Raw genomic sequence first — 20,910 nt, 5'->3', positions numbered from 1 at the left:
TTTAGCGCAGGAAGTTGATAAGCGAGAGGCTTGATAAGCGGGAGATCTGGCTGTATGTCGCCTGCAGAGAGACCTCAGAGAGCTTCATCTCTGTAACTACGGCAGCCAGATCCACCCCTTCATGGGTGTTCAGGCGTATGGCAAAGTGCGCCTTCATCTCCTCATAGGTGGTTTTGGTGATGGAGAGTGCATCCAGTCTTGCGCCGATATCGGCAGTCAGGTCGATCATGCCATTACCGGCACTGTTCAATGATGCGATCGATGCGCTGATGGCGGTGGTATCATTGGCCAGAAGTGCAGCCTTGAAATCGACAATGGCCTGAAAAGCCGCAGTAAAGGCGGGATCATCGCCGCGTGCATTACTGACTACCTGAAGGGCGGGATCAATATTGACGACACGATCCTGGCTGCTGCCATTGTAGGTCACACTGCCATCCTGAATTGCCCCGCTTACAGTGATCGTTCCAGCTGCAGGGTCGGCTACGGGAGTGCCGCTGTAGGTTACACTTAACTGAACACTGTTGCTCAGGGTCACACTGTTGGCACCGGCTGCAAGTGTAACGGGTGCAGCCAGCAGATTGACTGAAGCGCCGTTGGTAATGCTGGTGATGTTGGTGCCTGCAGCATCAAGGGTGATGGTGTAGGCATCATTGACCGCTGCCGGATTAGCCGTTTGCGTCACATTGGTGATCGATGTATTGGTGCCAGCTGCATAAACAGCAGTACCGGCATTGAAGGGGTTACTTATAAAGGCCACTTTATCTACTGCCGCACCGGAGAAGAGTGACTGACCCTGCCATTGCTGATTGGCACTGTTGAGGAGCGCAGTGGTCAGATGGGTGATCTCCGAGATGGCAGCCTGCCGTTCGGTAGCGGAGACCTGAGCAGAGGACTGCTGAATCGCCAGTGACTGAGCACGCGAAAAAACATTGTTCATGGTCATCAGGTGATTCTGGCTGACGCTGAGTCGTGATTCGGCAATGGCCAATGCTTCAAGGCCACCATCAACACCCCTCTGTGCGTGTCTGATATCGAGTGAGGTACGGTAGTCAAGCGCAGCCTCAGCAGGTGTCTGATAGCGGGTGCCGGAGGTGATTTTGGCATCACCTTTCGCCTGGATATCCATCTGCTGCTGCACGCCTGCCAGCAGGTTGTTATAGAGTTGTGCGCTTGTAATTCTCATCGTATCAGCCCCAGCAGCGAGTCAAGCATTGTATTCGAGGTGCTAATAACCTTGGCCGAGGCCTCATAGGCTCGCTGGAATTTGATCATGGTCACCAGTTCATCATCAATATTCACGCCTGAAATCGCCTCTCGCTGTGAGCTCAGGGAGTCGGCTTCAGCAGTGCGATACTGTAGCTGCTGCGTTGAGATCGTGACGTCTGTTCCGTAGGTGGATGAGATCAGGGTGGTGCGATCATGCAGACTGGCCGAGGTGGTACCATCATAGGTGATGGACTGATTCTGCAAGGCAAGAATGGCGATGGCTGTGTTGCTGTCGCCAATCTGAATCTCAGATGTAGCAGAGACAGCTCTGCCTGTATTGATGTTGGTTGCACTGGCCTGAACATTGGCTGAGAGGGCGATGGTTCCCGCATTGGAGCCGTGGAAGAAGTTGTTGATCTCATAGGCTGCCAGTACGTTGCTGGTATCATCAGAGAGGGCAAAGGTGGTTCCTGCATCAGCTGTAATGGTTAGCTGACCATTGCCTCCGATCGTTGCTGTGACACCAGCAACGGCAGAAATATCGGCTGCCAATGTTGTCATCGTTGATGTGGCTGCAGTGATGTTGATGGTAGTGCCACCAGGAGGTGTCGCTACACCTGCAGCATCATAGGTGTGTACCTTAAAGCTGCCGTTCTGAACCAGCGCCGCAAACGGAGCAACCTGCAGTGGATCATTCAGTGGAATGGTTGCATTGCCTGTCTCTTGCGAGGTGATAGAGGTCAGTCCGGTTCCGGGATTGCCGTTGGCATGGGCCTGATTGACCGCAAAGATCATGTTGGCAGCGATACTGTCGATCTGTGTCAGATAGTTATTAAGTTTTGTGTCTCTGAGTTCAAGCAGACCACCGATGGCACCGCCTGCCAGTGTACCACTGATCGTGGCACCTGTATCAGCAATGATAATAGAGCCGAAACCATTGGCACCAACAGGGCCGCGCCCGAATTGACGGGCAACATTATCCTGCACCAGCAGGTCACCATTGGCTGATTGTATCAGAACACCATTTTCATTGCTGTTAACGACCTGCAGCGGGATGATCTTACTGAGGTCCCGGATGGCGGTGTCACGCTGATCGCGAAGGTCATTGGCTGAAGCTGTACCACCCTGAGCCACATTCTCCTGACGGGTGATCTGGCCATTGAGTGAGGCGATCTTGGTCATCAGCAGGTTGGCCTGGGCGATGCTGTCATTGATTTTGGTATCGGCACTGGCCTGAGCATTGGAGAGCTGACTGCTCATGGTGACAATATTATTGATCACGGTTGTAGTTTTGGCCTGCACATTGAACTTCTGGCCGCTGTCCTGCGGATTGTTACTCATCTGCTGCCATGAGAGGAAAAACTCGTCCAGTGCAGAGGCAAGACCTGTACTGGAGAGGCTGCCAAAGACATTTTCCACAGCATTGAGACCATCATTGAGAGAGCTCCAGTAGGCGGTTTGCGAGCTGTTGACGACCATCGCATCGTTGATGATCGGGTCAACAACGCGCTGCACGCTCTGCAGCTCAACGCCACGGCCGAATGTCAGGTTCTGGATTTTTTCAGGTGAAAGGGTGGCTAGTCCCGCAGTCTGACGCGAATAACCGGGAGTGTTGGCATTGGCAATGTTATGCGCAACAACATCAATAGCCGACTGTTGTGCCTGCAGGGCGCTGGATGCGATCGTAAGGCTGGGGAAAATCATTTTGCACCACTTCTGTTATAGGTGTTGTTGCTCTGGGTGAGCCCGAGTGACTGCAGGATTGTAGAGGTCACACTGTAAGCTGCCAGCAGACGCAGACGGGTTTCCTGAGTGCCTTTATCTACACTGAGAACGCGGTTGTAGAGTTTGCGGCGAATCGCCTGCAGATCACGTGCTTCGGCACCACCATACATATCGATCACCATCTCCAGTGTCATATCCGATGGAATGTTCTGCTGTTTCAGCAGGGCGTGACACTCCGCTTCCAGCTGCCCCAGCTTCTGGTGGGCATCTACCCGCCTGTCTGCCAGCAGCATAATGCGGTCGGAATCGAGAATGTGGATCGCCTTCTGCTCCTGCTTGCTGATCTCTTCAAGGGCAAGTGCACAGACGTTCATATGTTCCAGCAGGATGCGAAGCTCCTGCATCACAGAGGAGGAGAGTTGATTGACTACCATGGGTGCTCCGCCAGCGCGTTACTGACAATCTGCGCGGCAATTTTTTTACTGTCCGATTTGTAGGTGCCGCTCTCAAGGGCATCCCGGATCTCTTCAATCCGATCCATTCGCACAGCATCCATATCTGCCAGCATGGTCAGTGCCTTCTCACGCAGTGATGCGGAGTCGGTGACCTGTACAGAGTCGCCTGAGCTGCTGGAAGAGGTATGTTTTCCTTTGGCTTTGCCCGCTGTTTTGGTCTTGTGAATTTCAGCTGGGCCACCTGTACGTTCAATGCGCATTTCTGGTCGCCTCCATAGTCAACTCATCAGTCATCTTCAACTTATCGGCAACCCTGGAAATTTCTTGAGCAGAAATGGGTTGAGTCCGGGTGCTCTCGGCAGCTTCAAGCTGTCTGTAGATAGATTTGGCAAGGCCGAAATTACTGTGCTTGGTACTGGCCTGGGCGATCGCTTCATCCATCATCGAGGCGTGCATATCCTCAGCAAAGCCACTGGGCATAAAATCGGACTTGTGCACGGTTTTACGCATGCTTGTCATCATCTGCTGCACAAAGATGGCTTCAAACTGCAGGCTGGCTTTCCAGAGCGCCTGATTTTTATCCTTTGATGAGGCCTCAACCTGGTGGCCGACGCCATCTACCCGGACTGGCTGATCAGCCAGCGGCTGGCGCTGCTTCATGCGAGAAGCATGGGCCTGCTGACGCTGCGACTGCTCCTGCATGCGTTCATGCTGCATGATGCCGTCGATAACGAATTCGACGAGGTCTCTCATTACATGGTCCTCAGTTCGGCATGCAGAGCACCTGCTGCCTTGATCGCCTGCAGTACAGCCATCAGATCACTCGGTGTGGCACCGACTGCATTAAGTGCGCCAACCAGTTCGGAAAGTGAAACCTGTTTAGGCAGAACAACAAGCCGTGCCTGCTCTTCATCAACATTGACCTGGGTGCGATCAAGCACCTGAGTCTGGCCTGCACCAAAGGCGTGGGGCTGTGAAGCCTCAGGATTTTCAGCCACACTGACGGTGATATTACCATGAGCTACTGCAACAGTGTCGATGCGCACATCCTGGCCCATGACAATGGTGCCGGTACGCTCATCAACAATGACTACAGCAGCATGATCGATAGAGACATCGATCTGCTCCAGTGAGGCGATCAGCTCGACGGTATTGCTGTTGGGATTCCATACCTGCACGGTGGAGGGGTTGATGGCACGCGCCATACCTTCGCCAAGTTGACGGTTAATCGCATCCTGCAGGCTCTTGGCGGTAGTGAAGTCGGGACGACGCAGACTCAGAGTAATGCGATCCTGATCGGGAGAGAGACCATAAGGGGCAGCTTTTTCAACACGTGCGCCATTGGGAATGGTACCTGCAGTAGGATGATTTTTGGTTTGACCGCCACCCTTGCCCTCAGCGGAGAAACCGCCGACAGAGAGACCGCCCTGAGCAACAGCATAGGGGTTGCCATCACCACCAAGCAGCGGGGTAACCAGCAGTGTGCCGCCACGCAGGCTTTTTGCATCACCGATACTTGATACGGTGACATCCAGCTGCTGACCCGGACGGGAGAAAGCAGGCAGTTCGGAGGTGACCATCACAGCGGCGATGTTTTTTGGTTTCATCTTGCTGATGTCGGCCCTGACATTTACACCCAGACGTTCAAGCAGTGCGGTGATGCTGTTGATGGTGAATGGTGATGAGGTGCCGGAGTCGCCGGTGCCATTGAGGCCGACAACGAGGCCGTAACCGATCAGGGCATTGCCACGCACACCTTCAATGTCGGCAATATCCTTAACCCGTTGCGCGTTGACCTGGGTTGATGCCAGAAGCATGGCTGCCAGCATGGTGAGGAGAATAGGGAGTCGGGTTGAATTTAGAATGGCCATATCTGATCCAGTGTCTGAGAGAACCACCCTTCATGGGCCACTGTTGCCAGTGCACCTGCACCACCGTAGCTGATACGAGCCTGGGCTACCTTGGCTGAAGAGATGGAGTTATCAGGTAAGATATCAATCGGACGGATGATGCCCGAAAATGTAATTTCCTGCGGTTCATGGTTGATGGTGAGCTTGCGCTTACCCACGATATAGAGGTTACCATTGGGGTAGACCTTGGTGACCACTGAGGTGACGCTGGCAGTCAGGGTATCCGAGTTGTTGGTGGAGCCACTGCCATTAAAGGATTTTGAGTTGGTCATGCCGACATTGCCGGAGCTGGTAACGCCTGAAGTGCGCTGATTACCCGAGAAGCTGAGGTTGCCAGTGAGGCCGGCATCGCGGGATGAGCTTTTACTCTGGTTGGAGCCCAGTGAGCGGGTTGCTTTGGCTGTCTCCTGTACCAGCACGGTGACAAGATCGCCAAGGCGAGCTGCTTTGGGATCAGAGAGCAGGCCTGCGCCGCCATTGGCCCAGAGTGAGCCGGAGTTGGAGGTGTCTGCCTGCTGTGCGTTCAGGGCATGTTCCAGCGAGGCTTTCTCTTCATTATCCAGGTCGCCGGTTGTGTGTGGCATGCAGCCGGTGAAGGTAAAAGAGGAGAGCGCCAGCAGCGTGATTAAGATCGAGGATTTCATCCGTTATTCCCCCGTAATGAGATGCGCACAACACCTGTATCTTCGGCAACGGCCTGGATCACTTCGTTGCTGCGCATGTTTTTTACCAGAATGCGATCACCCCGGCTGGCATTGCGCATCGCTTTGCCTTCGGAGCGGATACTGATGCGTCCGGTATCAAGAATGATCTGTACGATATCACCGCGTTTGATCATGGGTGGCTGTTTGATGTGGCTGCGGAAGATCACATCGCCTTTAGCCAGTGGGCGAGTCAGGCGCATGCCTGTCAGGTCGCGACTATTGTCCCACCAGTAACCATTATGGCCTGCGATATCGGCACGAGTTAGTTTCATCATATCCTGTGAGAGCAAGCTCCGTGCCGGAACACTCTTTTTCATGACTATGGCCTTGGCCCACCAGTGTACCCGTACAGGGACATACCACTTTTTGTTGCCCTGCTCGGCAATCAAAGAGAAGCGCTGTGGGTGTCCTCGTTTGATGTTTGGCAGTGACCAGCGCATTGCACCGGCACTGTTTGGCCAGCTCTCTACGCGGATCAGTTCAGCAGTTGCACCACGCAGCGCCACTCCATTGTTGAAAAATTTCTCCAGAGATTGCTGCATGGCTGAATCGGTAGCTGCCCATGTGTAGGTAGGTAAGGTAAAGGCAGGAAGCAGCAGAGCCAGAAACAGCGCAGGCAACAAGTTGGAGGATTTTTCAGACAATGGGTGGCGAAGCATGGTAATTACCTCCTCACGTTATTCGCAGTCTGCAGCATCTCATCAGCAGCCTGGATCGCTTTGGAGTTCATTTCGTAAGCCCGTTGACCGGCAATCAGATTGACCATCTCTTCAACCATGCTGACGTTAGACATCTCCAGCATGCCCTGGCCGATAGAGCCAAGACCGTTTTCATTGGGGTTGCCGATGGTGGGTTCACCTGATGCATTGCTTACCTGGAAGAGGTTGGAGCCCAGGTGGGTAAGGCCTGACGGATTGATAAAATCTGCAATCTGAATCTGGCCGAGGACAGTCTGAATGCCACCGGGCTGCACGGCAGAGACGGTACCATCGGCAGAGACCTGAATGGTCTGTGCATCCGATGGCACAGTGATACCGGGCTGAACCAGATCACCATTGTGGGTAACCAGCTGGCCCTGTGCATCAATACTGAATGATCCTGCACGGGTATAGGCGGTATCACCGTTCGGTGTCTGAATCTGGAAGAAGCCTCGCCCCTGAATGGTCAGATCGAGCGGATTATCGGTCTGCTGGAAGCTGCCTTCGGAGAAGATGCTGGCTACACCTGCAGTGCGTACACCCAGACCCACCTGAATACCGGTAGGTAGCTGAGTACCTGCTGAACTGGCTTCTGAGCCGGGCGCCTTGACCTGTTGATACATCAGATCCTGAAAGGCTGCACGGCCGCGTTTAAAGCCGTTGGTGTTTACGTTGGCAATATTATTGGATATGACATCCACGTTCAGGCTCTGTGCTGCCATACCTGTTGAGGCTGTCCAAAGTGCTCGCATCATAACTAAACTCCCTTAACCCTGTACTACGCCGACTCTGTCGCTAAGCAGTCCGGCCTGTTGATTATATTGTTCTACTACTTTCATCATTGATTCGTATCCACGCATGGTCTCGACCAGTTCAGCCATAGCCAGAATGGAGTTGACGTTTGAGCCTTCAACTGCACCGTTGTGGATCGATACATTGGCATCTGTCTCGCCGATGTTGGCCTTGGCCGTCTTGATCAGAACGCCTTCGAACTTCTGGATTTGACGCTCATCAATGATCGAAGCGATACCGAATTGTGAGGCCGCCTGACCATCGACATAGATGGTTCCGTCTTTGGTGGCGCTGATGGAGCCGACCGGCAGAGTGATAGGGCTACCACCGTTATCCAGCACCGGCAGGTCGTTCTGGGTTACCAGACCGCCTTCTGAGCTGAGTTTGAAGTTGCCTGCCCGGGTCAGTGCCTCGCTGCCATCCTGCATCTGCACACGGAAGTAGCCGTTGCCCTGAATAGCGAAATCGGACTCGTTGCCGGTCTGGTGAATCGTGCCGGCCTGCGTGCTGATGTACTGTTTGTTCAGTGAGAGTGATGAGGCCGAAGTTTTATCCGGCTGACCTTCGCGGCCGATCTTGCTGGAGAACTGGGAAGAGAACGATGTTCTGTCTTCGCGGTATCCAACTGTATTCACATTGGCCAGGTTATGACTCAAGCCATCGAGCTTGTTCTGCTGCATCTGCCCGGCAATGCCTGAGATGAAAAAACCTACATTCATTATAATGTCTCCTGCCTTTACCTTTATTACCTGCCTATCTATTGCATAAAGCTTGCCACTCGTGTAGTTCTTAAAAAGTTAATATATATCAATGGTTTATATAGCATGGAAAAACATTCCATATGTGCAAAGGGGAACTTTTTTCCGCTTTGAATGGAACAATTTTTCCTGTTTGTGGGATGTTGATTAGTGCTGAATTGTCCCCCATTCGGGGGAGGCTCAACGCGACCTTTTGTTATTTGACTTTAAACAAAATAAGAATCAAATATTAATCAAAGGTGTTTCCGGCAAGATGCCTGGAGGAGCTGTTTATTTCCCTCAGCCGTGAGTAAACGGAAGCAGATGTTAAAGGCGCTGGGGTTTAGAGGCCGTTTCTTTCGCGGACGAAGGCTTCGAACTCATCGGCTGGAAGCGGCTTACTGAAGAAGTATCCCTGGATCTCATTACACTTGTTCTCTTTCAGCCAGTGAAGCTGATCAATGTCTTCAACGCCTTCGCAGATGACATTGAGTTTGAGGTTGTGTGAGAGGCCGATAATGGCCGCAACAATGGTGGCATCGTCATCACTGGTGATCACATCATCGATAAACGATTTATCGATCTTCAGTTTATTGATGGGGAAGCGTTTGAGATAACTCAGTGAGGAGTAACCGGTACCGAAGTCATCAATGGCCAGTGCCATGCCCATCTCTGAGAGTTCCTCCAGCACCTTAATGGTGCTCTCGATATCATTCATGATGGTGCTTTCGGTGATCTCCAGCTCAAGGTAATCCGGCGCCAGTCCGGTCTGTTTAAGCGTTGTGGCGATCTTCTCAAGCAGCTGTTTGTCGGTGAACTGGCGACCTGAGAGATTGACGGCGACTTTCAGGCCACCCACACCGGCCTCCTGCCAGGCTTTGGTCTGGCGGCACGCCTCATAAATAACCCACTCACCAATCGGGCCGATCAGGCCGGTCTCTTCGGCAATCGGGATAAAGTGGAAGGGGGGAACCATGCCTTTTTCAGGATGTATCCAGCGGATCAGTGACTCCATGCCGACAACCAAACCACTCTCAATATCGATCTGTGGCTGGTAAAAGAGCACAAACTCTTCGCGTTCGATCGCCTTGCGCATCTCACTTTCCATGCTCAGACGATTGAGTGCAGAGTTATGAATGGATGCTTCGAAGAATTGATAGCCGTTACGGCCTGCGGCTTTAACGTCGTACATCGATTTCTCGGCGTGTTGCAGAAGTGATTCGCTATTGTCGCCGTCACCGGGGAAGATGACGATACCGGTACTTAAGGTGACTACAACATCCTGTCCGCCAATCTGAAATGCACGTTCGAGTGTTTTCATCAGCTTGCGGGTAACGATGCTTGCATCTTCAGGGTGGGCGAGCTCGGGCAGCAGCACGGCAAACTGGTTGCTGCCAAGGCTGGCCAGCAGATCATTGCCGCGCAGCTGCTTATTCAGGCGCTCGGAAATCATCTGCAGCAGTTCATCACCTTTTTCAAAGCCGAGGAAATTATTGATTACCTTAAAGTGATCGACATCTATCAACAGCACGCCAAGCTGGGTCTGTTTACGGCGGGCGTTTTTCAGCTCCTGTGATAACACCTCTTTAAACAGCTGACGATTGGGCAGCTGGCTCTTTTGATGATGCTCCCCTGGCATAGACTCCGGGGGTTGAATGATATGGATAAAGTGGGAGATCTCTCCGGCCTCATTGTCGATGGAGACGGTGGTCTGCAGCCCGTTGATGATCTTGCCACTGGCATGTTTCAGGGTGATGTTGCCACTCCATATGCCTTTTTCCTTAAGTGTCTCAAGTTCCACGCAGCTATGGGCAGGTTCGTTCTCTGCAGGAAGGTAGACTGTTGCTGAACGCTGCCCGATTACATCTTCAGCCGCATATCCGGTTAATGCAGTAAATGCAGGATTGATACGGGTGATCCGGGAGTTGCTGTCAGTAAGCAGAACCGCCGTTGCGTCGGTAGGGGCGTTCAAAGAAGATATCCGTTCCGGCAATGGTTGCTGATGTAAAAGCCTGCTTTCATGGCACTACTATGCAGCTGATTTTGAGGCATAGAGCTTTAGTAGGAGTTTGACCTGTGCCAGCGGGATATCGAGCCGGTCAGCAATGGCTTCGGGCTCTTCGCCTTCGCGGTGCATGCGCAGCACCATGGTTGCCTGGGTACTGTTCTCCGGTGGCAGTTTGGCTGGCGGCTCCTGCGCTCTGGCCGGGCTGTTGCGAACCGGTTTCTGGACGGGCTCCCGGTAAGCTTCAGGCTCTGCGCTGCGCGGTTTCTCCTCCTGCCGCTTGAGCTGTTCAATCATCAGTGTGGCCTGATTCAGATGCTGCGTGGCCTCATCAAGCTGACGGGCGGTCTCAGCCAGCAACTGCTCAAGCTTTTTCTGGCGGTTGCCGTTTCTGTACCAGACCAGCCAGAGCGCAAACAGCCCGGCTATGACGGCAATATCGATAAGCAGGCTGATCATCTGGCCATTGTTGCTCATGATGTCGGATAGTGTTGTTTCCATGAAATTACAGACCTACTCGAGATTCATCAGGCTACGCAGGCGCAGCACCATTTGTGAGTGAAGCTGTGAGACACGTGACTCGGTCAGTCCCAGAATCAGCGCAACCTCTTTCATGGTGAGCTCTTCGTAGTAGTAGAGGGTGATCAGAATGTTTTCACGTGGCGGCAGTGCCGAGATCGCCTCAGCCAGCATGCTGACAAACTGCAACATGCTGTTTTGCGACTCAGGCATCAGCATGGGGTCGCCTTCAAGGGTTTCAAGAATACTCAGATCTTCATCCTGATTACCGGTGATGGGCAGATCATCAAAGTGAACCACAGACATGCTGCGCACCTGATTCAGACGCAGGCGATACTCATCGAGTGTAATGCCGAGATGTTTGGCAATTTCAATCTCATCTGCAGGCCTGCCATACTGCTGCTCAAGTTCATGAAACGCGACCTGCATCTCCTTGGCATGATCGCGCAGACCACGCGGCATCCAGTCAAAAGCCCGCAGATAATCAATCATCGCACCGCGCACACGGTAGGAGACAAATGTTTTGAACTGCACTTCCCGGTTATGATCAAAGCGCTGGGCTCCGTCAAGCAGCCCGAGAACACCGGCATTGATCAGATCATCCAGCTCAATGGAGTCGGGTGTACGGCGCATCAGCTGATCGGCGTGGTAACGCACCAGAGGCAGATACTCCTCCAGCAGCTCATCCGGAGTTGGAGCAGAAACGTGCGCATATTGTGGATTGGCGGTCATATTCCTGTATCTCGATGTCCCTTGTTATCGTCTTGTTTGTTTGGCAGCAGCTGATTCAGCCAGGCCAGTAGCAGCCCCATCCAGGCGCCGACAAAAGTAAGAATGGCGATGCGTAACAGTGCATCGGTAATGGGGATCGCCTGAATCAGGCAGATGGCGATGCCGAGCATCAGCCCGATCAGTGCGCCCGAAGTGGCGGCGTGCGTTGGTGTCATTGTGAGGCTCCCTGGGCCTGCATGGTATCGCCGGGGTTATCGTCCAGCGTAGAGGCCAGAGAGTGCTCCCAGAAAAATTGCAGGCCGCTGGAGCGAGAGGTGTCACGCGGACGATCCAGTAGTTTGTCGAACAGTCTGTTCAGATGCGGGCCGACAGCACTGTCCATGTCGGTGAGCAGTCGCTGCTGCTGGATCGCTTTGCGTACCGACGGGTGCTGCGGCACATAACCGACAAAATCGAGATAGACGTCGAGGTAACGGTCAGTCACTGAGAGCAGGCGTTTAAAGGTGATGTGGCCTTCGATCTCATCGGTCTGATTCACCAGTACCATAAAGCGGTGTACATCGCGCTGCTGCGAGAGCACCTTGATCAGTGCATAGGCATCCGTCAGTGAGGTCGGATCAGGGGTGAGTACCACAAGCGCGGTCTCAGAGGCGGAAGCAAAGTAGAGTACATTGTCGCCGATGCCAGCGGCTGTATCGATCAGAATCAGATCATAGAGATGGCCTGCATCACGCAGCGTATCGAGAATCAGCTGCTGTTCACCGGTATTGAGGCTGGTCAGTTCATAGATGCCGCTGCCACCTGGCAGAACGTCAAAACCCTGAGGACAGTGGACAATAAGATCGTCAAGAACAGCGCCCTCAGTAAGCAGGTCGCGTACCGTGCCGGTGGTGTGAATGCCAAGCATCACATCAACGTTGGCCAATCCCAGATCGGCATCGATGACCAGTACCTTCAAACCATTGCGGGCCGCCTGTGCAGCCAGATGCACCGTCATAAATGTTTTGCCAACGCCACCTTTGCCACTACTGACCGAGATGACGCGTGGGCTTGCGCTTTTTAGTGCAGAAGCGTTCATGCTGCCATGCCCCTCTCATTTTTGCTGAGCAGGGTGGTTAGTGCATGCGCTGTAAGCCAGCCCATCTGTTCAGGCACCTCTGGACCAAAGCTGCAGTAACTCATCGGCAGATCACCGGCGATGGACCAGTTTACCACTTTACCGGGCGTACGGGTCTCATCGAGTTTGGTGAAGGCGATATCCGTCAGGGCTGTGCTCCCATGATGGGTCAGTTGCTGCATGCCATCCTCCTCATCCATATTGGCCGGAATAACCATAATACGACGTGTACAGTTCAATTCGCTCCACAGTGGCGATTGTCTTTTCAGGCAGACATCGCGGCGTGGGCTCCAGCCTTCAGTGTCTATTAGCAGGAGTTGTGCCGATTGTGTTTTTTGCAGCACCTTTTCAGCATCTTCTCTCTTTCTGACTGCGAAAAAGGGGATGCCGAGGGTGTTGGCGTAGCTCTTTAGCATCTCCAGGCCGCCCATGCGTTCGGTATCGGTGCTAACCAGTGCGACGCGGATGCCTTTAAGACTGTAGTGGGCGGCCAGCTTGGCAATCAGCGTGGTTTTACCGCTGCCGGTAGGGCCGGTGAAGAGGATAGAGCTGTTCTGCTCCTCCGGATTGATACGTCTGCTCCAGCGCAGCGCTTTAAAGCTGATCGCTTTGTGATGCGAAAAGTCGTTGGCCATATCAAAGGCGTGAGAGGCTGATATGCCGAGGCGGATCAGCTGATCAAATGCCTCCTGATCTTTGGCAGAAGGCAGGGATGTGCGCAGGCTTGCCGACTCCTTGTTGCCCAAGCCTTCAACAATGCGTTCAAGGCGTTTGAGGGTCTCATCTGCATGGTTTGGTTGTGGAGCAGTTTCAGTTGCCGGCTTTTTAAGCTCCACCTTCTCTTTTTTCGGTGGTGCCACATTGTCGAGCGCGGCATGTACATGCCAGAGGCTGCCACCTGCGGCATCGGTGGTTTGCTGACGGTCAAGGATCAGGGCCTCAGGACCCATATTCTGGCGTACCTTGGCCAGTGCCTCATGCAGGTGAGGGGCGGAGAAGACCTTAATGCGCATCGTAGAGGCTCACTTTTGCCAGCGACTGGACATTGGTCTGTGGCGGGATTTCGGTAATTGAGAGTACAACAATCCGGGTCATCACTTTGCGCAGTGATTGTGAGAGATGGGAGCGGATCTGCGGCGTGGTCAGCAGCACCGGAATATCCACATCATACTGCATGGTGATCTCATTCAGGCGAGAGATAAAGCGTTGCCACTCCGCCATATCCAGCGGCAGTGACCAGCCCGGTTGCTGCATGACGCGCTCTGTCATGCGCTGCTCCAGCTCGCCATCAAGCATGAATACGTTGAGCTCGCCCTGAGCATTGAGGTAACGCTGTGTAATGGTGCGGCCAAGGCGAACACGAACCTTCTCTATCATATCATCCAGCGAGTTGTTGCCGCCGGAGCTGTCGGAGAGTGATTCGAGGATAATCATCAGATCGCGAATCGGTACCCACTCTGCCAGCAGCTGTTGCAGTACATTCTGCAGCAGACCAACCGACACCTGTGCCGGTACGATCTCTTCAACCACTTTCGGATGCCGCTGTGAAAATTTATCAAGCAGCTCATGCACCTGCGTGCGATCGAGCATCTCAGAGGCCTGGGAGCGCAGCAGTTCAGTCAGGTGGGTGATAATAACGGTTGATGGCTCAACCACGGTGTAACCCGAGAGTTCAGCCTGTTGCCGCTTATCTTCTGAAATCCACACCGCAGGCAGACCGAAGGCCGGCTCCTGTGTTGCAATACCCTCAACAGCGGGGCCGGTAATCTGACTCTCCAGAGCCAGCAGGTTGCGGGGCCGAACCTCACCTTTGCCCACCACAGCACCGCGAATGAGAATCTGATAATCGGAGACACCCAGCTGCAGGTTATCCTTGATATGCACAGGAGGCAGTACAAAACCGATCTCCTGAGTGATCTGACGGCGCACCTTTTTCATGCGATCAAGAAGATTACCTTCGCGGCTGTTCTCAACCATGTCGATCAGGCCATAACCGATCTCAAGGCGGATCGGGTCTTCAACCAGCAGTTCATCGAGTACCTGTTCAGGTGTCGGTTCGGCAACCTCTGTGACCTCTTCAGCCACAGGCATCAGTTCGCGCTGCTGCTCTCCCAGATGCAGATACCAGCCACTGGCACCGAGTCCGAGTGCAAGCACGAGAAATGGCAGAAATGGCAGACCGGGCACCAGACTCATCATCAGCAGGGCACCACTGGCGACAAAATGTACCTTGGGATGGTTGGTGAACTGTGTTTTAAGTTCGAATGGCAGTGCCTTGTTGCTACTGGCACGGGTAATGATGATACCTGCCGCGGTGGAGATCACCAGAGCGGGGATTTGTGACACCAGACCGTCACCTACCGTCAAAAGGCTGAATACTGACATCGCATCGGAGATCGGCATGCCATGCTGCATCACACCGATAATCAGGCCGCCAATCAGGTTGATCATGGTGATGATCAGACCGGCCACAGCATCACCGCGTACAAACTTGGATGCACCATCCATAGCACCGTAGAACTCTGCCTCACGAGCAACATTTTCACGCCGCTTGCGCGCTTCCGCCTCGTTGATCAGACCTGCATTCATGTCTGCATCAATGGCCATCTGTTTGCCGGGCATCGCATCGAGGGTGAAGCGGGCAGCCACCTCGGCAATACGTGTGGAGCCTTTGGAGATAACGACAAAGTTGATCAGTACCAGAATGATGAAAATGATCAGGCCGACAACGGTATTACCACCGACGACAAAGTGGCCAAAGCCTTCAATAACATGGCCTGCAGCGGCAGGGCCCTCCTGCCCGTGCAGCAGGATGAGACGTGTTGTGGCAACGTTCAGCGACAGCCTGAAGAGGGTGGTTAAGAGCAGCAGGGACGGGAAGACCGAGAACTCCAGTGGCTTCAACACATAGATGGAGGTGAGCAGAATCAGGATGCCGATGGTGATGTTGGCGGCCAGCAGCACATCCATCAGCCAGAGTGGCATCGGCACCATCATTACCAGCAGAATGCCGAGCACACCGATGGCCAGCAGCAGGTCCGGCTGTCTGCCGATCTTCTGTAATGTTAATGCTGCAGTTTTTTGCATCTGCTCAGTTTCTCCTCTATTGCGCTCAAACGTCTCAATATCTCTGCTTCAGACGGAAGATCTCCGCAAGCAGAATGGCGACGGCTTCAAACATCTCCTCTGGAATTTCATCGCCAACCCTTACCTGCTTAAACAAGGATCTTGCCAAAGGCTTGTTTTCGCGCATCGGAATGTGATTTTCCTGTGCGATCTCTCTGATTTTTGCCGCGATATGGCCTTTGCCCATGGCCAGAACCTTCGGTGCTCCGGGTGTTCCTGGTTTATAGGAGAGGGCAATGGCCAGACGGGTAGGGTTGGTAATAACCACGTCAGCATTGGGCACATCCGACATCATACGGTTATGGGCCTGCTGCATCTGTATCTGACGGATCTTCGATTTCAGCTGCGGATCACCCTCCTGCTCCTTATGCTCATCACGGATCTCCTTCTTGGACATGCGCATCGATTTCATATGCTCCCAGCGCTGATAGAGCACATCGGCAAGTGCGATAAAGAAGAAAATAATGGCGGCCAGCGTCACAATCTGGATGCCGCCATCGATCGCCAGTGCCGCGATCGCTTCGGGATCCTTGAATGAGGAGCGCTGGATCTCATCATATAAACCTTCAACCACGGTGGCACAGGCAACGCCGATAACGACCATTTTGAGAACCGATTTGATGAATTCAGCCAGTGATTTGGTGGAGAAGAGGCGCTTAAAGCCCTTCATCGGGCTTATCTTCTCCATTTTCGGTTTCAGGGTCTCAAAGGTGAATACAGGCCCTGCCACCATGAAGGTGACCAGAACACCCAGCATGACAATGGGGATGGCAATAGGCAGTACAATGGTGGCGATATCAGCACCGGCCATAATCAGCAGCGCCTGTACCCCTTCGCCGGTGGCATCCAGGTGTGATTGCCCCGACAGATGGAACTGCATCAGCTCCATCATGGCATTGCCGAGAAAACTGCCGAGTCCGGTAACGACAATCAGACTGAGGGTGAGAAAAGTGATGGCCGTGGATGGCTCCTTACTGTTGGGTACCTGACCTTTTTTTCGGGCATCTTCGATTTTCTTCGGAGATGCCTCTTCGGTCTGTTGACTCTTATCCTGTTCTTCAGCCATCAGGGCTCCTTATATGCCGCTCAGATGGCGTAAAAACATGGGCACCTGCATAGCAAGTGACTCATAGGCGTTGTGCATCAGGTAGATGAAGGCGGGCATGCCGATACCGAAGGCGAGAAGCCCCAGACCGACAGTAAGCGGGAAGCTGACAAAAAAGACCTGAATCTGTGGTACGGCACGCGAGACCAGACCCAGCGCGATATAGACAAAGGTGAGCAGCAACATGATCGGAGCGGCAATTTTAAGGGAGAGTACAAACATTGCTGCCGCAGCATCGGTGAGTGCAAGCAGGCCGGGAAATGACCAGGGCTGATCAATGGGGAAGAGTCTGAAGGACTCAATCAGGGCACTGATAAAGATGTAGTGGGCGCCAACTGTAACCCATAACAGCATGGCCAGTGTCATGGCCAGCTGGCCGATAACCGACTGCTGACTGTGCGTGGTCGGATCAAACACATTGGCCACGGTCATACCCATCTGGAAGCTGATGAGCTGACCGGCAAACTGAGCTGATGCAAAGATCAGCTGACCGAACAGGGCAATGGCACCGGCAATCAGAATCTCCTGAATGGCAATGGCACCGAAGGCAATCGGATCAAGCGGGATCAGCGTGACGCTGCCTGAGACAATCGGATAGATGATAATACTCAACAGAACAATCAAGCCGACTTTTACCTGCTGTGGCACCAGTTGGTGACCCAGTACCGGCAGAAAGATCACCAGGGCGCCTACACGCAGGAGAATGAGCAGGCCGACGGTAATCTGTTCGATTTCAGGCCAGGGGAGATTCATCGCTTAAATCCGGTCAGTTGGTGAGGTTGGGAATCATGGCAAACAGGTTCTGTGTGAAGCTTACCATCCTCTCCGTCATCCAGGGGGCAGCAAAGATAATGGCTGCAAATACGGCAATAATTTTGGGAACAAAGGTCAGGGTCATCTCCTGAATCTGTGTAACGGCCTGAAACAGGGAGATGGCGATACCGACAACCAGTGCCACACCGAGCATCGGCATGGAGATCAGCAGCACCATTTTAATGGCTTCACTTCCTATCTGAATAACTGAATCAGGTCCCATAATAAACCTTTAAAAGCAAGGCAGGGGCCAAAGCTGAATTTCGCTTTTATTGTCGACTATTGGCTGGTTATAGCGATCAGAATTTGAAACTTGCCAATAAATTGGCAGTGATCAGATGCCAACCATCGACCAGTACGAAAAGAATAATTTTCAACGGCAGTGAGATCATGATGGGGGGTAGCATCATCATACCCATACTCATCAATACGCTGGCTACCACCAGATCAAGCACAACAAAGGGGATATAGATAAGAAAGCCGATCTCAAAAGCAGTGCGCAGCTCACTGATGACAAACGAGGGGATAAGCACATGCAGTGGCATATCCTCAACCTTTTCCGGCTTCTCCAGTTTGGCTGCATTGAGGAACAGGATCAGATCATCTTCGCGGGTTTGATTCATCATAAAATGGTGTAGCGGAGCTATGCCACGATCGACAGCAACAGACTGATTGATCTCTTCATTGAGATAGGGAGTCAATGCCTCTGTGTCAATTTTTTGCCACACTGGCATCATAATGAACAGGGTAAGAAAAAGAGCCAGGCCAACAAGAATCTGGTTGGGTGGGGACTGCTGGGTTCCCAGCGCCTGACGCAGGAAGGCAAATACAATCAGTACACGTGTGAAGGATGTCATCATCACCAGAATGGAGGGGGCCAGAGTCAGCACTGTCATCAGTGCAATAATCTTCAGACCGGTGAACCATGAATCCGGATCTTCTGCCTCACCGAGACTTAATGAGAGGGTTGGAATATCAGCCGCAGCGACCAGCTGAGGGAAAATAAGCGCAGCAGGGATCAGCGGTAGTAGCAGTAGCTCTTTTTTCATGAAACCTTCTTCTCGGCAGTGGATTCGTTGATCTGGCTGCTTGCAGGCAGGGCATCTTCTGCCCGCAACTGGGTCATGCCTCCGGGAGAGAGGCCGAGCAGATAGTGAACGCCGCGATGGCGCACCTCGATGATGCTGTTTTTGTTATCAATATGGATACGCTGAACAACCTTGAAGTCACGCTGAACAGGGCCGCCTGTATGCAGCTGAAAACGTTTCATACCCCAGATCATCAGGGCAAACAGCCCTAACACCGCTGCTAGTGCCAGCAGCGATTGTAAGACCATCGAAATGAGGTTTGTGTCCATGGTTCAGCGCAGGGATGGTTTCAGGAGAGCGTGTCGATACGGGCTGAGGCAGGAACGATTTCGGTGATGCGTACACCGAGTTTGTCACCGGTTGAAACAACCTCACCTTTAGCGAAGATGCTGCCGTTGGCCAGGATCTGAACCTCTGCATTGGCGTCCTTGTTCATCTCGATCACCATGCCTCTGTTCATGCGGGCGATAACATGCAGCGGCAGCTGAATGCGCCCCAGCTCCACGCTGATCTCCAGAGGCACATGCATAATAGCCTCAAGGTTGGCTTTTTGAGCGTTGTCTGCTTCAGCAGTATGTGGTTCATCAGTCATGACTTACCTCCGGAATGAATGGGTTCTATAAGCTCTGCAGCCAGTACGCCGTCGCTTTCACCGGGGCGGGCCTTGAAGATGGGGATATCTTCAATCCACAGTTTGCAGGGGTCATTGGCTTTGGTTTTGATGGGTAAAAAGTCTCCCGGCTTGAGTGCCAGAAATGTGCCGATATTGATCTGGCAGCGATCGAGCTCAAAGCGCAGGGAGGCAGGTGTGCTTGAGAGGCGATCCATCAGGGCATCAGTCCACTCGGTGTCGGTTTCTGAAGGTTCATCACTCACGGTGACGCGCAGACTCTCCAGCATCGGTTCAAGGAATGGCCGTGGGTAGTGTACGCCGAGCTTACCTGTCTGGGATTCACTGATTTTTACATCGAAAAGGGTTGAGAAGCACTTCTCCATCGCACTGGTTACCGCCAGAAACTGCGGGTCATAGTCGAGCTTGTAGACTTCAAATGTTAGCGGCTGAACCGGCTTCCAGAGGTTGCTCAGGGTGTTGCCGATCTTCTCTGCGATGCGCCTGCTGAGCCTGAGTTCAACAGGCGAAAGGGTTTGAGGGTTTTCACTGGACTCGCCATCACCACCGAGCATGGCATCAACGAATGCGACAATCATGGCGGTGTCAAAGGTGACCATCATGCGGCCATTGCCTTCTACTTCAAATACAAAATAGACCTGGGGGGTATCGGTGGTGATCAGATCTTTATAAACAGAGCTGGCAAGCTCCTGCACATGCACAGAGATATCGCGTCTAAACAGCTCTTTCCACTGCTCATCGAGCATCTCGGTCAGTCGCTCCTGCAGATTAACAAACATCGGATATCGTTCGGGACTATCCTCATCGCTGCCAGCAAAGAGAAATTTGTCGACCTTTTCAGGCTGCTTGATCGGAGGCAGAGCGGCAAAAATTGCATCAGCATGCTCAGATGGCCCGACCTCTGCCATCAGCGCCTCAATCTCCTCCGGTGCAAGGATGGGTTCACTCATACCAGGCCTCTTTTAACAGTCGCTTTCATTACTGTGATACAAAGTCGGTGAAGTAGAGATTCTTGATCGGCTTACCACCGACAATCCGGTTCATACGGTAGATCAGATCCTCTTTCAGGGCATATTTACCCTGCGGAGTTCTGATCTGATCAAATGTTTTACTGGCCAGGATGGTGATGATCATGTCATTGATTTTAACCATGTTCTCATCAACCTTCAGCTTTGCCTCTTCGTTACGCACCTCAAGTTTGATCTGGGCACGTAGAAAGCGGCTCTGGTCGGTATCGGCAAGGTTGACCGTGATATTTTCAATGTCGATCAGCACCGGTGGCTCATCACTCTCATCCTCAGCTTCAGGGATGGCGGTATCATCAGTCTGCTCAACGGCTGCTTTATCACTGCTGGTGGGGGCTGAGTCCATGCTGATCATTTTCCAGGCAATAAATCCACCCACGGCAAGCACCAGCACCAGCAGCACAAGATTGATGATCGGAAGTAGCCCGCCACCTGATGATTTGCCTTCCTCTTTCTTTTCCTCTTTATCTGCCATGATGCTCCTCCACGTTCATCGTGTGGTTGTACTTATGATGTACGCCC

General features: G+C 52.9%; 25 protein-coding genes. All 25 read right to left on the bottom strand.

What is annotated here, in order from left to right:
• Position 1: 1 nt before the first annotated feature.
• Positions 2–1,183 carry a flagellar hook-associated protein FlgL gene (gene flgL, locus F3F93_RS07370; RefSeq protein ID WP_176958531.1) on the bottom strand — a complete coding sequence of 394 codons (1,182 nt, stop codon included), beginning with the start codon at positions 1,181–1,183 and terminating at the stop codon, positions 2–4.
• The gene (flgK, locus tag F3F93_RS07365) at positions 1,180–2,910 is read right to left on the bottom strand and encodes a flagellar hook-associated protein FlgK (protein WP_176958530.1); all 1,731 of its coding nucleotides are present in this window, start codon (positions 2,908–2,910) and stop codon (positions 1,180–1,182) included. Before flgK ends, flgL begins: the two co-directional genes overlap by 4 nt.
• Positions 2,907–3,365 carry a flagellar export chaperone FlgN gene (gene flgN / locus F3F93_RS07360; protein WP_176958529.1) on the bottom strand — a complete coding sequence of 153 codons (459 nt, stop codon included), beginning with the start codon at positions 3,363–3,365 and terminating at the stop codon, positions 2,907–2,909. The genes flgK and flgN overlap by 4 nt, the downstream gene beginning before the upstream one ends.
• Positions 3,359–3,646: a flagellar biosynthesis anti-sigma factor FlgM gene (gene flgM / locus F3F93_RS07355; RefSeq protein WP_176958528.1), complete on the bottom strand. Its 288-nt coding sequence runs from the start codon at positions 3,644–3,646 to the stop codon at positions 3,359–3,361. The genes flgN and flgM overlap by 7 nt, the downstream gene beginning before the upstream one ends.
• Positions 3,636–4,139 carry a rod-binding protein gene (locus tag F3F93_RS07350; protein ID WP_176958527.1) on the bottom strand — a complete coding sequence of 168 codons (504 nt, stop codon included), beginning with the start codon at positions 4,137–4,139 and terminating at the stop codon, positions 3,636–3,638. The genes flgM and F3F93_RS07350 overlap by 11 nt, the downstream gene beginning before the upstream one ends.
• The gene (locus F3F93_RS07345) at positions 4,139–5,257 is read right to left on the bottom strand and encodes a flagellar basal body P-ring protein FlgI (protein ID WP_176958526.1); all 1,119 of its coding nucleotides are present in this window, start codon (positions 5,255–5,257) and stop codon (positions 4,139–4,141) included. Before F3F93_RS07345 ends, F3F93_RS07350 begins: the two co-directional genes overlap by 1 nt.
• On the bottom strand, positions 5,245–5,940 hold the full coding sequence (locus F3F93_RS07340) for a flagellar basal body L-ring protein FlgH (RefSeq protein WP_176958525.1): 696 nt from the start codon (positions 5,938–5,940) through the stop codon (positions 5,245–5,247). Before F3F93_RS07340 ends, F3F93_RS07345 begins: the two co-directional genes overlap by 13 nt.
• Positions 5,937–6,659 carry a flagellar basal body P-ring formation chaperone FlgA gene (gene flgA / locus F3F93_RS07335; RefSeq protein WP_241697030.1) on the bottom strand — a complete coding sequence of 241 codons (723 nt, stop codon included), beginning with the start codon at positions 6,657–6,659 and terminating at the stop codon, positions 5,937–5,939. The genes F3F93_RS07340 and flgA overlap by 4 nt, the downstream gene beginning before the upstream one ends.
• A gap of 5 nt (positions 6,660–6,664) precedes the next feature.
• Positions 6,665–7,453 carry a flagellar basal-body rod protein FlgG gene (flgG, locus tag F3F93_RS07330; RefSeq protein WP_176958524.1) on the bottom strand — a complete coding sequence of 263 codons (789 nt, stop codon included), beginning with the start codon at positions 7,451–7,453 and terminating at the stop codon, positions 6,665–6,667.
• A gap of 12 nt (positions 7,454–7,465) precedes the next feature.
• Entirely contained in the window at positions 7,466–8,209 is a 744-nt protein-coding gene (locus F3F93_RS07325; protein WP_176958523.1) for a flagellar hook-basal body protein, read from the bottom strand.
• Positions 8,210–8,570: 361 nt separating this feature from the next.
• Positions 8,571–10,199: a GGDEF domain-containing phosphodiesterase gene (locus tag F3F93_RS07320; RefSeq protein ID WP_241697029.1), complete on the bottom strand. Its 1,629-nt coding sequence runs from the start codon at positions 10,197–10,199 to the stop codon at positions 8,571–8,573.
• A gap of 57 nt (positions 10,200–10,256) precedes the next feature.
• Positions 10,257–10,733: a hypothetical protein gene (locus F3F93_RS07315; RefSeq protein WP_176958522.1), complete on the bottom strand. Its 477-nt coding sequence runs from the start codon at positions 10,731–10,733 to the stop codon at positions 10,257–10,259.
• 12 nt (positions 10,734–10,745) lie between these two features.
• Entirely contained in the window at positions 10,746–11,483 is a 738-nt protein-coding gene (locus F3F93_RS07310; protein ID WP_176958521.1) for a FliA/WhiG family RNA polymerase sigma factor, read from the bottom strand.
• The gene (locus F3F93_RS07305; RefSeq protein ID WP_176958520.1) at positions 11,480–11,698 is read right to left on the bottom strand and encodes a hypothetical protein; all 219 of its coding nucleotides are present in this window, start codon (positions 11,696–11,698) and stop codon (positions 11,480–11,482) included. Before F3F93_RS07305 ends, F3F93_RS07310 begins: the two co-directional genes overlap by 4 nt.
• Entirely contained in the window at positions 11,695–12,561 is an 867-nt protein-coding gene (locus F3F93_RS07300) for a MinD/ParA family protein (protein WP_176958519.1), read from the bottom strand. Before F3F93_RS07300 ends, F3F93_RS07305 begins: the two co-directional genes overlap by 4 nt.
• A complete protein-coding gene (locus F3F93_RS07295) occupies positions 12,558–13,613 on the bottom strand; it encodes a GTP-binding protein (RefSeq protein WP_176958518.1) in 1,056 nt (351 codons plus the stop codon). Before F3F93_RS07295 ends, F3F93_RS07300 begins: the two co-directional genes overlap by 4 nt.
• Positions 13,603–15,687, bottom strand: coding sequence for a flagellar biosynthesis protein FlhA (gene flhA / locus F3F93_RS07290; RefSeq protein ID WP_176958517.1), 2,085 nt, complete (start codon positions 15,685–15,687; stop codon positions 13,603–13,605). Before flhA ends, F3F93_RS07295 begins: the two co-directional genes overlap by 11 nt.
• A 34-nt stretch (positions 15,688–15,721) precedes the next feature.
• Entirely contained in the window at positions 15,722–16,792 is a 1,071-nt protein-coding gene (flhB, locus tag F3F93_RS07285) for a flagellar biosynthesis protein FlhB (protein ID WP_176958516.1), read from the bottom strand.
• A gap of 9 nt (positions 16,793–16,801) precedes the next feature.
• Positions 16,802–17,584 (bottom strand): flagellar biosynthetic protein FliR, encoded by a 783-nt coding sequence (gene fliR, locus F3F93_RS07280; protein WP_176958515.1) that lies wholly within the window; start codon positions 17,582–17,584, stop codon positions 16,802–16,804.
• A 13-nt stretch (positions 17,585–17,597) separates the two neighbouring features.
• A complete protein-coding gene (gene fliQ / locus F3F93_RS07275; RefSeq protein ID WP_176958514.1) occupies positions 17,598–17,867 on the bottom strand; it encodes a flagellar biosynthesis protein FliQ in 270 nt (89 codons plus the stop codon).
• Between the two features lie 76 nt (positions 17,868–17,943).
• Positions 17,944–18,693: a flagellar type III secretion system pore protein FliP gene (gene fliP, locus F3F93_RS07270; RefSeq protein WP_176958513.1), complete on the bottom strand. Its 750-nt coding sequence runs from the start codon at positions 18,691–18,693 to the stop codon at positions 17,944–17,946.
• A complete protein-coding gene (locus tag F3F93_RS07265; protein WP_176958512.1) occupies positions 18,690–19,001 on the bottom strand; it encodes a flagellar biosynthetic protein FliO in 312 nt (103 codons plus the stop codon). The genes fliP and F3F93_RS07265 overlap by 4 nt, the downstream gene beginning before the upstream one ends.
• Positions 19,002–19,021: 20 nt before the next feature.
• On the bottom strand, positions 19,022–19,324 hold the full coding sequence (locus F3F93_RS07260) for a FliM/FliN family flagellar motor switch protein (protein ID WP_176958511.1): 303 nt from the start codon (positions 19,322–19,324) through the stop codon (positions 19,022–19,024).
• A complete protein-coding gene (locus tag F3F93_RS07255; RefSeq protein ID WP_176958510.1) occupies positions 19,321–20,313 on the bottom strand; it encodes a FliM/FliN family flagellar motor switch protein in 993 nt (330 codons plus the stop codon). The genes F3F93_RS07260 and F3F93_RS07255 overlap by 4 nt, the downstream gene beginning before the upstream one ends.
• Before the next feature lie 28 nt (positions 20,314–20,341).
• Positions 20,342–20,863 (bottom strand): flagellar basal body-associated FliL family protein, encoded by a 522-nt coding sequence (locus F3F93_RS07250; protein WP_176958509.1) that lies wholly within the window; start codon positions 20,861–20,863, stop codon positions 20,342–20,344.
• Between the last annotated feature and the right edge of the window lie 47 nt (positions 20,864–20,910).

Origin of the sequence: Mariprofundus sp. KV (assembly GCF_013387475.1) — a bacterium.
GTDB lineage: Bacteria > Pseudomonadota > Zetaproteobacteria > Mariprofundales > Mariprofundaceae > Mariprofundus.
This window is presented reverse-complemented; position numbering and strand designations above follow the sequence as displayed.